The following is a 13,355-nucleotide window of genomic DNA, read 5'->3' as shown; positions in this document are numbered from 1 at the left end:
TCCGCAAAGGCCGATCCAAAGGCGTTCTCGATGGCCACAAGCTGGTCCGTGCCGCCGCCCCCCGTTGCGACACCGTTCTCCAGATCAATGAAAACGCTGGCGAAAACCCCTGAATAGATCACCGTATCGGTGTTGAAGCTGCCGTCAAGGTAGTCGTCCCCCAGATCGCCCTTGAGCCGGTCATCGCCAACGCTGCCGAAAAGCAGGTCATTGCCGGGGCCGCCTTCAAGCCGGTCATCCCCGTCACGGCCATAGAGCGTGTCCATGCCGCCGCCGCCCTCCAGCACATCATGATCCGCTTGCCCATCGAGCCGGTCGCCATCCGCCCCGCCGAGGATCGTGTCATTCCCGTCGCCCCCCTCAAGCAGACCCGTCACGCTTCCAAACCGGCCGTCATAAAGGTCATCCCCGCGCCCGAGATCGACCACATCGGCGTCGATGGCGCCGGAGTTCCAGAGGCTGTCGCCCATGTCGCCCAGCGAGACGGTGCCGCTGATGGTGCCACTGTTGCGCAACAGGTCAATCTGGTCGCTGCTGTCACTCAAAAAGGCCGTATCCGTTGCCGCGATTGTGCCCAAATTCGTGGTGCTGACCGTCCGCGGACCCGCCTGGTTTTCCCAGTGCACCGCGTTCTTGCCGGTAATGGCTCCGGAATTCAAAAGCGCGGAATCATCGGTCACCGTCATCTTGAAAACCGTGCCGAGCACCGCAGTCATCTGGCCGCTGTTGGTCGCGTTGATCGACACCTGCGGCACGTTCAGCACATCGACTTCGAAGGCCGAGTCGCGGCCGCTGATCAGCCCGTCATTCGCGAGCATCATGTTTCCGCTGCTCGCGATCAAACCCGCCACACCGGAGTTGCCCCCCATGATCGACCCGTTTTGACCGACAGAAATGAGAACGCTCGGATTGTCGAGGATTTGCACCGCGGGACCACCTCCGATCAGCGACCCATCCACAAACAACTCCGAGAAGAACCCATCCATGGTGACGAGCCCGTTATTGGTGGTGGTCGCGAGCGTAGCCCCGGATCCGACGATTCCGGTTTCGAAATCGTTCAAGGTGCGCGTCGTGCTCGAAGACGCCGAAATGAAAAATGAAGGCATTTGAAAGGCTCCTTGATATCGCAAAAAACGTTATAGTGGCCCGGCATCGCCGGGCAGACTTCGCAATAGTCGCACAAGAAACGCGTTTATGCCCGTCTCGCAACAATCGGCGAACCAAAACCGCGCAGCGGGCGTCGCAGCGGCGACAGCGCAGCGCCACAGCACCGCACAGGCCCGGCCTCGCGAAACGCGCAGCCTTGGCTAGTATATCACCGGGACAGGGAAATGGCGCACCCATGAGGATTCGAACCTCAGGCCTCTGCCTTCGGAGGGCAGCGCTCTATCCAGCTGAGCTATGGGTGCCTGTGGGGTGGTTTAGGCCAAACCAAACCGCCCCGCAATCGCAAATATCGCGGTGCGACGCTGGAATTCCCGGTGCAGAGGGTGGGCGGAAACGATCCCGCCCGCGCCTCAACGGTGTCACAGCAGGAAATCGGACGCGTCCAGCGTGCCGTTGATATAGATCTGACCATTGGCAGACCCGTTGCCCGTTGTGTCCATGCTCGCAATCGTGACCGGCTGGCCGCCGATCACGGTGTTGAGCAGCGTCAACTCACCCGGAGATCCGGTAAAGCCCGGCACCACGGTGAAGGCCTGATTGCCCCCGGCGGTGACATTGGCGTCAATCAGGAACAGGTTGATGATATCGCCCTCCGCATCGTCGAAATCGCGCACCTCGTCCCGCAGAAACTGGCCGACTGGCGTGTGACTGGTCGCCCGGAAGACGAAGTTGTCTGCCCCCGGTCCGCCTTCGAGAAGGTCACGCCCCGGGCCGCCATCGATGAAATCGTCACCGAAGCCGCCAAAGATCCGATCGCCCCCATTGTCGCCGTAAAGACGGTCATCGTCATTGCCGCCAAGGATCGTATCGTTGCCATCGAGGCCAAAGATGTCATCGTCACCGTCGCTGCCCTCAAGCCGATTGGAGGCCGCATGGCTGCCGACAATCGTGTCATTCGCGGCGGATCCAAAGACGTTCTCGATCCCGAAGAGAATATCAAGATCGCCGCCATTGGTGGCCGTTCCGGCCTCGAGATCGACAACCACGGGCGTGTAAAGACCGGGAAAGATGATCGTATCCGTCCCGCTGGAGCCATTCATGGTGTCGTCACCCGCGCCACCCTCCATGCGGTCATCGCCCGCGCCGCCGATCAGCGTGTCCGCGCCTTTGCCGCCCTCAAGCCGGTCATTGGCGTTCCCGCCGTTGAGAACGTCATCACCGTCGCCGCCCATGAGCGTATCGTTCTCACCGTCCCCCAGAAGGCTGTCATTGCCATCGTTGCCAGAGAGCGTGTCCTCTCCTTCGCCGCCGGTGACGGTGTCATCACCCTCCCGGCCCCGGATGAGGTCATTGCCGAACTGCCCGCGCAGATCGTCATCCGCCTCGCCCCCCAGGATCGTGTCATCACCATCGCCGCCATCCACATAGCCTGTGATGGTGCCAAACCGGCCGTCATAAAGGTCCTGGTCCTGACCGAACTCCGCATCGCCGATGACAAGGCCGGTATTGACGAGCATATCGTCGCCCCGGGCTGTAAACACGCCCCCGTTCAGCGTCCCGGAATTGTAGACGTCGGATTGGGAATCGTTGCCGAAAAGGGCAATCGCGCCGGCATTGCCGGTGATCGTGCCACTGTTCCAGACGTCGATATTGGCGTTTGTATTGATGTCGATGCCATAGGCCAGACCGGTGATCGTTCCGGTATTCTGAACCGTCGAATTGACCGTGATATAAGCCGCCACAGCGGTGTTGGTGATGCCGAAGATATCGCCCGAGTTGATCAGGTTCAGACGCACGGCATGGCTTGAATTGGCAGCGCCATAGCCGATCCCGTATCCCGGCGCGCTGATCAGACCCGCATTCGCGATCTCGAAGTTCGAGCCGTTTTGCGTGCGCAAGTCGATGCCGCGAAACCCGCTTGAGGTGATGTAGCCGCTCGGACCAACCGTTATTTGCGTATCATAGCCAAAGGTGTTGATCGCCGTGTCCCGGCTCTGGATCCCGCCGGAGACGATGATATCGACGTTGTCGCCCGCGACCGCGACGGCCGTTCCTGCGAGAACCGAGAGTGTCGCCCCGTTGGCAATGAAGCCCTGTTCCCCCGCAGCAAGCGTTCGCGCAATGCTTGAATTGCCGAAAAGATTGAAGGATGCCATCTAAATAACTCCTTGATGATATGAAAAAATTAGAAAAATCGCACTAACTCTGAAAAGATCTTACCAAAAACTGATGAATCTCGCAATTTTTGACCCGCCGGACACCAGGCACGGTGTCAGACCGTCACCGCCTGACGGTCGCCGGAAGCCCATCGCCGCCAAGGGCGCGCGTCGGGCGGCGCGCATGCAAAAGGCGCGGCCCCTTTCGGAAAGCCACGCCGTTTTCGGAAAGCCATGCCGCACTGCCCTGCCGCCAAGGGCAACGCGCGCTGTCTTCGGATCAGATCAGCCCGTGTCTCGCGCCCTAGCCAAACAGCTCATTCGCCAGTTCAAGCGCATCGACAAGCGCATCAACCTCGCCTTCGGTGTTGTAGAGCCCGAAAGAGGCGCGGCAGGTGGCCGTCACCCCCATGTGATCCATCAGCGGCCCGGCGCAGTGATGCCCCGCCCGCACCGCCACACCCTTCTTGTCGAGAATGGTGGAAATGTCATGCGCATGCGCCGCTCCGTTCATCGTGAAGGAGAAGATCGCTGCCTTGTCCGGCGTCGTGCCCTGAACCGAGATCCAGTTCAGCCCATCGAGTTTGGCCCGTGCGTAGTCGCGCAGCCTGTTCTCGTGTGCCGCGATGTTGTCGAGCCCGAGCGCCATCATGTATTCCAGCGCCACGCCCAGACCGATCTGCTGCACGATACCGGGAGTGCCCGCCTCGAACTTCATCGGCGGGTCGTTCCACGTGATCTCGTCCTTGTGGACCTCGCGGATCATGTCGCCGCCGCCCATGAACGGCTGCATCTCGTCCATCCGCTCGCGCGCGATCCAGATCGCGCCGGAAGCCGACGGGCCATAAAGCTTGTGCCCGGTGATGGCGTAGAAATCGCACCCGATCTCGGCCACGTTGACCGGCATATGCACCGCTGCCTGTGACCCGTCCACAAGCACGCGCACCCCCTTTTCGCGCGCGGCCGCACAGATGGTTTTCACATCAACCACCGTGCCCAACACGTTGGAAAGATGGGTGATCGCGATGAGCTTGGTCTTGGGGCCAATCGCGTCGATCACCGCTTGCGGGTCCAGCGCGCCGGTGCTGTCCACATCGACCCATTTGATCGTCACACCCTGCCGCTCGCGCAGGAAATGCCACGGCACGATATTGGCGTGATGCTCCATCACCGACAGGATGATCTCGTCGCCGGGCTCAAGGTTCGGCATCGCCCAGCCATAGGCCACAAGGTTGATCCCCATCGTGGTGCCGGTTGTGTAGACGATTTCTTCCGGGTCCGGCGCCCCAAGGAACCGCGCGATGATCCCACGCACCGCCTCGTATTTGTCCGTGGCCAGGTTCGACAGGTAATGCAGGCCGCGATGCACGTTGGCGTATTCCTCGGCATAGCCGCGCGTGACCGCGTCAATCACCACCTGCGGCTTTTGCGCGGACGCGCCATTGTCGAGGTAAACCAGCGGTTTGCCATTCACTTCACGCGCAAGAATCGGAAAATCCCGGCGGATTGCTTCTACGTCATACATCTCAGTTCATTCCTGTAACGGTCGCTCCGGAGAGAGACAGGATCATCGACAGGCCGAGAACCATGCCGGTCACGGCCAAAAGCAGGACCAGCGCGGCCTTTCCGATCCGGCCGAACCCATGCGCCTCGTCAATGAAGTGCACAAGGATCCAGAGGCCGAGCGCGCTGGCGACAAACATCACCATCCCGGCAAGGTAATTCGACAAGGGCAGGATCAACAGCAAACCTGCCTGCACCGCCACCCGCAAGGCTTGCAACCACGTCAGAAGCACCGCCACCTGCGTCATGGTGGCCGTGCCGCCCATCGCCTGCCCGCACCAGGTGATCGCGGCAATCGTCGCGCCCAGCACAATCGCCTGAATGCCCGCAAAGGCGACCGGCATGGCCAATATCCCGGCCACGCCCGGCGTTGGCGACACGATCAGCGTCAGCTGGAACACAAACGCGTTGAGCGCCACCACAAGCGCAAAGGCGGTCAACACCGCGTCCTTGCCGAGGTTGAGCGACAGCAAAAGCCGCGCAACATCGCGCGGCGCCATGATGGTCTGAAGAGCCAGGGACAGGAAGGCTTGCGGTGTCATGCGTCGGCGGTATCCGGCTGTGCAGCAACCCAGTATCCGCGAATCCAGAACCACGCCAGCGCGGCTGCCCAGAGCGCGCCCGTGATCATATGCTCCGGTCCCGGCCCGATAAAGCCGCGCGTCAGCCCGACCAGCAAGAAAAGCGGCGACGCCGCCGCAAAGCCCCAGAAGAGCACCAGCCGGGATTGAAACCCGGTGACCCTGAGCCCGAAAAGGCGCAGCGCAAAGCGCAAAACGAAGGCGATGATATAGAACACCAGCGGCACCACAAATATCCAGCCCAGCAGCGCGCCGGCAATCATCATCTGGCGGTCGTCCCCCGCCAGATGCGCATCGCGGGCAATCCGGGGCCATTGCGCAACAAACATGATCACGCAGGCCCCCATGAGGATCGCAAGCGCGCGCCCCTCATGCGGACCAAGCGCGAGCAGGCGGCGGATCACCCGCCCCGGCCCGCGATAGGTCGCCGCGATATCGGTCGACATCGGCATGGGTCAGCCGCGCCGCCGGTCCAGCCATGCCGCAACGCGGCCATTGATCTCTTCCTGCAGGGCCTCGTCCTCGATCTCCTGCACCGCTTCGGCGATGAAGGCAATCGTCATGAGGTCTTCGGCCATGCCGCGCGGGACACCGCGTGCGCGCAGGTAAAAGAGGCTGTCTTCGTCGATCGCCCCCGAGGTCGAGCCATGTGAACACGCCACGTCGTCGGCATAGATCTCCAGCTCCGGCTTGGCGAGAAACTGGCTGTCCTCGTCGAGCAGGAGGCTCTGGCTGATCTGATAGCCATCGGTCTTCTGCGCGCCTTCCTTCACAAGGATCTTGCCCTGGAACACGCCGGTCGCGCCGTTGCGCAGCACCTTCTTGAACACCTGGCGGCTTTCGCAATTCACCGCGTCATGGGTGATGAACACCGTGTCGTCGTGATGGAAATCGCCATCACCAAGGCAGGCGCCCGCCACGTGGGCCAACGCATCATCCCCGGTGAACTCGACCACGACCTCGTTGCGCGTGAGCACACCGTTGGCCGTCAGCGTGAAACTCTTGAAGGTCGACTCGGCCCCAAGACGCGCAAAGATATGCGTCGCCGCGCGGCGTTCGTGGTCGCGCCCCTGAACCCGGGCGTGGTGCAGCGTGCCGGTCCCGGCAATCTCCACCTCCATGCATTTGTTGAACCGCGCCGCTGCGGGCCCGGTCTCGAGGATCGTCGCCTCCGCGCCCGCATCCACCTTGATCACGTGGTGCAGGATCGCGTCGGATTGCTCCGCGCCATGGTGATAGACCAGATGGATCGGCTTGGAGGGCTTGCCCGTCACATGGATCAACACGCCATCGGTGGCAAAGGCCGTGTTCAGCGCCGCCAGCGGCCGCTCCACCGGGGACTGGCCCCGCGCTTCGAGCACGCCGTAGATGTCACGCGCCCAATGAATGTCGGCACGGGTTTCCAGACGGTCGATCTGCACGCCTTCAAGGCTCAGGTCGTCCGACGCCGCGGCATCGAAGACACCATCGACAAACACGATCTTCAACCGGTCCATCTCTCCAAAGACCGGGCTTTCATCGGAGGTATCGAGCACCGCGGCCGCGGGCGCCTCTGCCCCGGTCAGCGTGTCGGGCCGGGTGAATTTCCAATACTCGTCACGCGCATGGGGAAGACCCATCTTGCGCAGGCGCGCCAGAGCCTCGGCGCGCGCGGGCTCCGCCCAGCCGCCTTCCGGCATGGCCAGTGACGCAAGCCGCTCTTCGGTGCGATCCTGTTTGAGTTGCGGTGCCGCCATTACGCCGCCCCTTCCATGATGCCGGCATAGCCGTTGTTTTCGACTTCCAGCGCAAGCTCCGGCCCGCCGGTCTTGACGATGCGGCCATCGGCCATGATGTGCACGACGTCCGGCTTGATGTGGTCGAGCAGGCGCTGGTAGTGCGTGATCACGAGAAATCCGCGGCCCTCGCTGCGCAGCGCGTTCACGCCATCGGCCACCAGCTTCATCGCGTCCACGTCAAGACCGCTATCGGTCTCGTCAAGGATGCACATGCGCGGCTCGAGCATCGCCATCTGCAGGATTTCGTTGCGCTTCTTCTCACCGCCGGAGAAGCCCACATTCACCGGCCGCTTCAGCATGTCGGCGTCGATCTTGAGCTCCTTGGCCTTGGCGCGGATCGTCTTGAGGAACTCGGTCGAGGACATCTCTTCCTCGCCGCGCGCCTTGCGCTGGGCGTTCACCGCGGTGCGCAGGAAGGTCATGTTGCCAACGCCGGGGATTTCGACCGGATACTGGAACGCGAGGAACAGGCCGAGCGCCGCGCGCTCTTCGGCTTCCATCTCGAGGATCTCTTCGCCATCAAGCGTGACCGATCCGTCCGTCACCTCGTAGCCGTCCTTGCCCGAGAGCACATAGGACAGGGTCGATTTCCCCGACCCGTTCGGCCCCATGATCGCGTGTACCTTGCCCGCCTCGACGGACAGGTCAACGCCCTTGAGGATGACTTTGTCCTCTTCCTCAAGTTTCACGTGCAGGTTCTTGATTTCCAACATAGATCTTCGCTCCTCATCTCTGCAGCATCCGGTTTGCCCCGGCCTGCGCACCAATCCCGTTTCGCGTCCGGTTCCCCGCGTGCCACAGCACGAAGGGCCGGGGTTTCCGTCAATCCAGCGTCACCGCCGTGCCGGATGCCGACACCATCAACATGCTGTCACCCACCACCTCGTAATCGAGGTCGATGCCGACAATCGCATGCGCACCAAGCGCCCGCGCCCGCTCTTCAAGCTCCGACATCGCCGTGTCGCGGGCGTCCTGTAACTTCGTCTCGTAGGCGCCCGACCGGCCGCCGACGATGTCGGTCACCTGCGCAAAGAAATCGCGGAACACGTTCGCGCCCATGATCGCCTCACCCACCACGATGCCCTTGTAGCCCGTGATCCGGCGTCCTTCGATCGTGTTCGTCGTCGTCACTATCATCGTCGTCGTCCCTTTCGTTCTTGTGCTCATCCCCTGCGCGGCCCTGTGCGCCCCTGCGCCGCCACGCGTGCCGCTCTACCGTCGTCGCCCCAGAACAACCTGGGCAAAGAGGCTCCCGAGGAACCCCGAGACAAAGGCCAGCGCAATGAGCGTGCCCATCGACAGCGCCTCCGTCACCACGTCCACAAACGCGGCAAACCCGGCGCAGAACAGGCCCGTCATGGCCGAGGTCATCAGGACGAGCCGCACGGGTCAGCCCATCACGATCTGAAGCACGGCCGCGACCGTCCAGGCCAGCATCGCGGCCACGATCGACGTGGCCAGGACCGACCCCCTGAAAAGGCCAAGCGGCTTGCCCGAGCGTGCCCGGATCGACAAGCCCAGCATGGCGCCGAGAAACGTGCCCAGCGCGATGCCCACGGTTTGGTTCACGGCTTCTGCAAACATTGCACCCTACCTTCCAAGCGGACCACGGCGGCCCGGTCCCATGACGTTGCGGATGACCGCTTCAAACGCACACGGAGCCGCCGCCTTGCCCGCCCTGTCTCCGGTCTCGGCGCGCGCTCCCATGCCGCGCGCGCAGGCCGTGCCAGACAGGTCTGTCCAAGGACCGGAAAGTGCCGGCTCTGCGCGTTCAAACATCTGCATGCACTCCGCGATGCGCGTGTCAGAGACCGCCAGCGGTTACCCCACCGAGCCTTCAAGGCTGATCGCCACAAGCTGCTGTGCTTCCATGGCAAACTCCATCGGCAAGGCCTGCAGCACCTCCCGGCAGAACCCGTTGACAACAAGCGCGACGGCTTCCTCTTCGTCCATGCCGCGCTGACGGCAATAGAACAGCTGATCGTCATCGACCTTCGAGGTGGTTGCCTCGTGCTCGACACGGCTCGAGTTGTTCTTGACCTCGATATAGGGGACGGTATGCGCCCCGCACTTGTCGCCAATCAGAAGGCTGTCGCACTGGGTGTAGTTGCGCGACGACTTTGCCTTGGGGTGCATCGACACGAGGCCGCGATAGGTGTTCTGCGCCACGCCCGCGCTGATCCCTTTGGAGACGATCCGCGACTTGGTGTTCTTGCCCAGATGCACCATCTTCGTGCCGGTATCGGCCTGCTGGTGGTTGTTCGCGATGGCGATGGAATAGAACTCGCCCTGGCTTTCATTGCCGCGCAGGATGCAGGACGGGTATTTCCACGTCACCGCCGAGCCGGTCTCCACCTGCGTCCACATCACCTTGGAGCGGTCGCCCCGGCAATCGGCGCGCTTGGTCACGAAGTTGTAGATCCCGCCCTTGCCGTTCTCGTCGCCGGGATACCAGTTCTGCACGGTGGAGTATTTCACCTCCGCGTCTTCCTCGATGATGATCTCCACCACCGCCGCGTGCAACTGCGCAGTGTCGCGCTGCGGCGCGGTGCAGCCTTCGAGGTAGGAGACATACGAGCCCTTGTCGGCAATGATCAGCGTGCGTTCGAACTGTCCGGTGTTCTCCGCATTGATCCGGAAATAGGTCGACAGTTCCATCGGGCAGCGAACGCCCGGCGGCACGTAGACAAACGACCCGTCCGAGAAGACGGCGGAGTTGAGCGTGGCATAGAAATTGTCCGACACCGGCACCACGGAGCCGAGATATTTCTTGACCAGTTCCGGATGCTCCCGGATCGCCTCGGAGATCGAGCAGAAGATCACGCCGGCCTCGCGCAGCTCTTTCTGGAAGGTCGTGCCCACGGAGACGCTGTCAAACACCGCATCAACCGCCACGCGCCGCTCTTCGGTGCCGCCGCCCACGCGCGCATCGGCCGGGGAAGCCTCGGCCCCCTCGACGCCCGCCAGGATCATCTGCTCCTTGAGCGGAATACCCAGCTTGGCATAGGTCTCAAGCAGCTTCGGGTCCACGTCATCGAGCGATTTGGGCTTCTCCGCCATGCTCTTCGGACGGGCGTAGTAATACTGCTCCTGAAAGTCGATCTCCGGATAATCGACCATCGCCCATGTGGGCTCCTTCATCTGGAGCCACCGGTCATAGGCCGCCAGCCGCCACTCGGTCATCCATTCCGGCTCTTCGTTCTTCTCGGAGATCAGCTTCACGATATCCGGCGTCAGCCCCTTGGGAGCGTATTCCATCTCGATATCCGTGTTCCAGCCGTGCTTGTACTGGCCTGCGGATTTGACCGCGTCCACCGTCTCCTGGTCGACGCCTTCCTTGACCGTGACTTCATCCAGTGCTGCCATGTCGCCTTCCCCTTGTTGCCTTCAGGCCGCCCGTGCGCGGAACCGCCTGTATGTCTTCTCCCAGGCCTCCGCAAAGCGCATCACCTGGTCTTGCGTTGTGCTTGGCCCGAGGCTCACCCGTATGGCACTGCTCGCGACCGTGTCGTCATATCCCATCGCGCGCAGCACCCGGCTGGCACGCACCTTGCCACTGGAACAGGCCGATCCCGCAGAAATCGCGAACCCGGCCAGATCCATCTGCATCACCTGGGTTTCGCCCTTCCATCCCGGCACTGCAAAGCAGGCGGTGTTGGGCAGGCGCACCCCCGATTTCCCGACAAAAATAGTCTCTTTCGCGGCGGCCTCAATGGCCTTTTCTAGAATATTTCTAAATTCTTCCACCGGTGCCCAGACACCGTCGGCCAGATCCCGCACCGCCGCATCCGCCGCCGCCCCGAACCCGGCGATCCCGATGACATTCTCGGTGCCCGAACGGCGCCCCATCTCCTGCCCGCCGCCCCGGATCTGCGCGGCAAGTTCCGTGCCCTGCCGGATCACGAGCGCTCCGACTCCCTTCGGACCACCGAGCTTATGCGCCGAGACAAGCGCCATCTCGCAGCCCATCCAGTTGAACGCCACCGGCAGCTTGCCAAACGCCTGCGTGGCATCCACCACCGCCAGACCTTGGGGAAGCTGCTGCACCACCCCGGTCTCGGAATTGGCCGCCTGCAAGACGCTGCCTGCCGGATCGGCCACGCCGACCTGACCCGCCGCATCCACCGGCAAGACCGGATCGATCCATGCGGCGACGGCGTCATGCTCGATATCGGCCCCGACGAGGCCACGCCCCGCACAGGCCAGCGCCGCCGCTTCCGTCGCCCCGGACACGAACACGATATCGGCCCCGTCTGCGCCGAAGGCCCGCGCCACCTGCGCCCGCGCCCGCTCCACAAGCGCCTTGGCCGCGCGGCCCTCGCCATGCACCGAGGACGGGTTGCCCACCACGTCCATTGCCGCGACCATCGCGTCGCGCGCTTCGGCGCGCAACGGCGCCGTGGCGTTGTGATCGAGATAGACCCGGTTCATCGCGACACGGCCATGCGTTTCTTTGGGCCAGAAATATCCCGGGGGTCTGGGGGCAGCGCCCCCAGCGCCGGCATGGCCCGGCCGCATCCCACCGCGGGCGCGCCGGGTGCACACGCCTGCCGGAAGCGTCGACCGCTCATCGGTCGTCATCCACGACGGAAAACAGCGCCGGCACCGCGGGACAGGGCGCCAGCGTGTTCTCGATCACGTCCGACAAGCGGGCCTGGTGCAGGAACACGTAGACATGCGCCGACAGCGACTGCCACAACCGGTTGGTCAGCGACTGCGCCCGGCTGCCCGACGCGCCGCCCGACGCGCCCGCCCCCTTGTGCATCGCGTCAACCGTCTCGTCGACCGCGGCCAGCACGTCCACCACCCGGATCTCCGACGCCGCCCGCGCAAGCCGGTATCCGCCACCCGGGCCCCGCACCGATTCCACAAGCCCCGCCCGCCGCAGCTTGACGAAGAGCTGTTCGAGATAGGGCAGCGAAATATCCTGCCGCTTGGCGATATCCCCAAGGCTCACCAGCGCATCGCCCTGCTGAATGGCAATGTCGCACAGCGCCACCATGGCATAACGGCCCTTGGTGCTCAGTTTCATCACATTCCCCCAAGCGGCATGCGGCAATTGACCTTGTTGGTGCTTTTGCCTATCTGCATCAAAGCCCCGCCGACGCGATCCGGCGAATTAGAATGTTTCTAAAGTAGGCGAGGGAATTCGTCAAGAATTCTCCTGCCTGTCAGAGCAGCCCGCGAGAACGGGCCTACAAGGAGCCACAGACGCCCCATGCCCGAGGTCATATTTCCCGGACCCGAAGGCCGCCTCGAAGGCCGCTATCATCCGCAAAAAGACCGTGACGCCCCGATTGCCATCGTGCTGCACCCGCATCCGCAATTCGGCGGCACGATGAACAACAAGGTCGTCTACAACCTGCATTACGCGTTCTACAACATGGGGTTCACCGTGTTGCGGTTCAATTTCCGTGGCGTCGGGCGCAGCCAGGGCGAATACGACCAGGGCGTGGGCGAGCTGTCCGATGCCGCCTCCGCGCTCGACTACCTGCAATCGATGAACCAGAACTCCAAGCATTGCTGGGTCGCGGGGTTCTCCTTCGGCGCGTGGATCGGCATGCAGCTTCTGATGCGGCGGCCCGAGATCACCGGCTTTGTGTCGGTCTCCCCGCCGGCCAACATGTATGACTTTTCCTTCCTCGCGCCCTGCCCCTCCTCCGGTCTGGTGATCAACGGCACCGGCGACCGCGTCGCTCCGCCCGCCGACACCCGCGCCCTTGTGGCCAAGCTGCACGAGCAGAAAGGCATCACCATCACCCATGAAGAGCTCGAAGGCTCCGGCCATTTCTTTGAAGAGCCGCATATGGAAACCATGATCGACACGGTGACCGGCTACGTGAAGCGCCGCCTGACCGAAAACAGCCGGTAAGCCGATGTCGAACGTGTTGAACGAGCTGGCGGACAAACTGGCCGCCGACACGATCAAGGCGATGGATGCGCTTGGCGATGACAGGCTCTACGAGCAGGTGGCCAAGGTGCTGGGCGCATCGTCGCAAACCTCCGAAGAGGCCTTCATGACCTCGATCCGCATCCGGCTCGCCGAACGCCGGGCGCGGACCTTCCTCAACGAACACGTCAAGGAAGCCATCGAGGCGCGCAAACGCGGCGAGGCCGCGCCCGAAGCCCGCGCCCCCGGTTCGGACAACGAGCATCTGTGATCGCCGGGC

At 63.1% G+C, this 13,355-nt stretch carries 15 protein-coding genes and 1 tRNA gene; 2 read left to right on the top strand and 14 right to left on the bottom strand.

What is annotated here, in order from left to right:
- The 14 genes from J1C49_RS03445 to J1C49_RS03380 form a co-directional block, all read right to left on the bottom strand.
- Nucleotides 1-1,106 (bottom strand): calcium-binding protein (locus tag J1C49_RS03445; RefSeq protein WP_370639364.1); only part of this gene is annotated, 1,106 nt, incomplete at its 3' end.
- A gap of 226 nt (nt 1,107-1,332) precedes the next feature.
- Nucleotides 1,333-1,409 (bottom strand) — tRNA-Arg (locus J1C49_RS03440).
- A gap of 117 nt (nt 1,410-1,526) precedes the next feature.
- On the bottom strand, nt 1,527-3,263 hold the full coding sequence (locus J1C49_RS03435) for a calcium-binding protein (protein WP_227444400.1): 1,737 nt from the start codon (nt 3,261-3,263) through the stop codon (nt 1,527-1,529).
- Nucleotides 3,264-3,567: 304 nt separating this feature from the next.
- Nucleotides 3,568-4,788: a cysteine desulfurase gene (locus J1C49_RS03430; RefSeq protein ID WP_227444399.1), complete on the bottom strand. Its 1,221-nt coding sequence runs from the start codon at nt 4,786-4,788 to the stop codon at nt 3,568-3,570.
- A 1-nt stretch (nt 4,789) separates the two neighbouring features.
- Nucleotides 4,790-5,368: a YIP1 family protein gene (locus J1C49_RS03425; protein ID WP_227444398.1), complete on the bottom strand. Its 579-nt coding sequence runs from the start codon at nt 5,366-5,368 to the stop codon at nt 4,790-4,792.
- Nucleotides 5,365-5,859, bottom strand: coding sequence for a YIP1 family protein (locus J1C49_RS03420; protein ID WP_227444397.1), 495 nt, complete (start codon nt 5,857-5,859; stop codon nt 5,365-5,367). Before J1C49_RS03420 ends, J1C49_RS03425 begins: the two co-directional genes overlap by 4 nt.
- 3 nt (nt 5,860-5,862) lie before the next feature.
- Nucleotides 5,863-7,143: a SufD family Fe-S cluster assembly protein gene (locus J1C49_RS03415; protein WP_227444396.1), complete on the bottom strand. Its 1,281-nt coding sequence runs from the start codon at nt 7,141-7,143 to the stop codon at nt 5,863-5,865.
- Nucleotides 7,143-7,898, bottom strand: a complete 756-nt coding sequence (gene sufC / locus J1C49_RS03410) for a Fe-S cluster assembly ATPase SufC (protein WP_227444395.1) — start codon at nt 7,896-7,898, stop codon at nt 7,143-7,145. Before sufC ends, J1C49_RS03415 begins: the two co-directional genes overlap by 1 nt.
- 109 nt (nt 7,899-8,007) lie before the next feature.
- Complete coding sequence (locus tag J1C49_RS03405; protein WP_227444394.1) at nt 8,008-8,322, bottom strand: heavy metal-binding domain-containing protein; 315 nt, start codon at nt 8,320-8,322, stop codon at nt 8,008-8,010.
- A 75-nt stretch (nt 8,323-8,397) separates the two neighbouring features.
- A complete protein-coding gene (locus J1C49_RS03400; RefSeq protein ID WP_227444393.1) occupies nt 8,398-8,571 on the bottom strand; it encodes a hypothetical protein in 174 nt (57 codons plus the stop codon).
- Between the two features lie 3 nt (nt 8,572-8,574).
- On the bottom strand, nt 8,575-8,769 hold the full coding sequence (locus tag J1C49_RS03395) for a hypothetical protein (protein WP_227444392.1): 195 nt from the start codon (nt 8,767-8,769) through the stop codon (nt 8,575-8,577).
- 237 nt (nt 8,770-9,006) lie between these two features.
- Nucleotides 9,007-10,551 (bottom strand): Fe-S cluster assembly protein SufB, encoded by a 1,545-nt coding sequence (gene sufB / locus J1C49_RS03390; protein WP_227444391.1) that lies wholly within the window; start codon nt 10,549-10,551, stop codon nt 9,007-9,009.
- A 21-nt stretch (nt 10,552-10,572) separates the two neighbouring features.
- The gene (locus J1C49_RS03385) at nt 10,573-11,616 is read right to left on the bottom strand and encodes a cysteine desulfurase family protein (protein ID WP_227444390.1); all 1,044 of its coding nucleotides are present in this window, start codon (nt 11,614-11,616) and stop codon (nt 10,573-10,575) included.
- 136 nt (nt 11,617-11,752) lie between these two features.
- Complete coding sequence (locus tag J1C49_RS03380) at nt 11,753-12,217, bottom strand: Rrf2 family transcriptional regulator (RefSeq protein WP_227444389.1); 465 nt, start codon at nt 12,215-12,217, stop codon at nt 11,753-11,755.
- 186 nt (nt 12,218-12,403) lie between these two features.
- Between J1C49_RS03380 and J1C49_RS03375 the strand changes: the two genes are divergently transcribed.
- Nucleotides 12,404-13,057, top strand: coding sequence for an alpha/beta hydrolase (locus J1C49_RS03375; protein WP_227444388.1), 654 nt, complete (start codon nt 12,404-12,406; stop codon nt 13,055-13,057).
- Nucleotides 13,058-13,061: 4 nt separating this feature from the next.
- Entirely contained in the window at nt 13,062-13,346 is a 285-nt protein-coding gene (locus J1C49_RS03370; RefSeq protein ID WP_227444387.1) for a hypothetical protein, read from the top strand.
- The last annotated feature ends 9 nt before the right edge of the window (nt 13,347-13,355 follow it).

The sequence above is a fragment of the Cognatishimia sp. F0-27 genome, assembly GCF_020667845.1.
Classification (GTDB): domain Bacteria; phylum Pseudomonadota; class Alphaproteobacteria; order Rhodobacterales; family Rhodobacteraceae; genus JAFMPQ01.
This window is presented reverse-complemented; position numbering and strand designations above follow the sequence as displayed.

What these genes read in the sequence shown, in the direction of transcription:
- J1C49_RS03435 (WP_227444400.1), bottom strand. Translation starts at nt 3,263, where the DNA reads ATGGCATCCTTCAATCTTTTCGGCAATTCAAGCATTGCGCGAACGCTT.
- J1C49_RS03430 (WP_227444399.1), bottom strand. Translation starts at nt 4,788, where the DNA reads ATGTATGACGTAGAAGCAATCCGCCGGGATTTTCCGATTCTTGCGCGT.
- J1C49_RS03425 (WP_227444398.1), bottom strand. Translation starts at nt 5,368, where the DNA reads ATGACACCGCAAGCCTTCCTGTCCCTGGCTCTTCAGACCATCATGGCG.
- J1C49_RS03420 (WP_227444397.1), bottom strand. Translation starts at nt 5,859, where the DNA reads ATGCCGATGTCGACCGATATCGCGGCGACCTATCGCGGGCCGGGGCGG.
- J1C49_RS03415 (WP_227444396.1), bottom strand. Translation starts at nt 7,143, where the DNA reads ATGGCGGCACCGCAACTCAAACAGGATCGCACCGAAGAGCGGCTTGCG.
- sufC (WP_227444395.1), bottom strand. Translation starts at nt 7,898, where the DNA reads ATGTTGGAAATCAAGAACCTGCACGTGAAACTTGAGGAAGAGGACAAA.
- J1C49_RS03405 (WP_227444394.1), bottom strand. Translation starts at nt 8,322, where the DNA reads ATGATAGTGACGACGACGAACACGATCGAAGGACGCCGGATCACGGGC.
- J1C49_RS03395 (WP_227444392.1), bottom strand. Translation starts at nt 8,769, where the DNA reads ATGTTTGCAGAAGCCGTGAACCAAACCGTGGGCATCGCGCTGGGCACG.
- sufB (WP_227444391.1), bottom strand. Translation starts at nt 10,551, where the DNA reads ATGGCAGCACTGGATGAAGTCACGGTCAAGGAAGGCGTCGACCAGGAG.
- J1C49_RS03385 (WP_227444390.1), bottom strand. Translation starts at nt 11,616, where the DNA reads ATGAACCGGGTCTATCTCGATCACAACGCCACGGCGCCGTTGCGCGCC.
- J1C49_RS03380 (WP_227444389.1), bottom strand. Translation starts at nt 12,217, where the DNA reads ATGAAACTGAGCACCAAGGGCCGTTATGCCATGGTGGCGCTGTGCGAC.
- J1C49_RS03375 (WP_227444388.1), top strand. Translation starts at nt 12,404, where the DNA reads ATGCCCGAGGTCATATTTCCCGGACCCGAAGGCCGCCTCGAAGGCCGC.
- J1C49_RS03370 (WP_227444387.1), top strand. Translation starts at nt 13,062, where the DNA reads ATGTCGAACGTGTTGAACGAGCTGGCGGACAAACTGGCCGCCGACACG.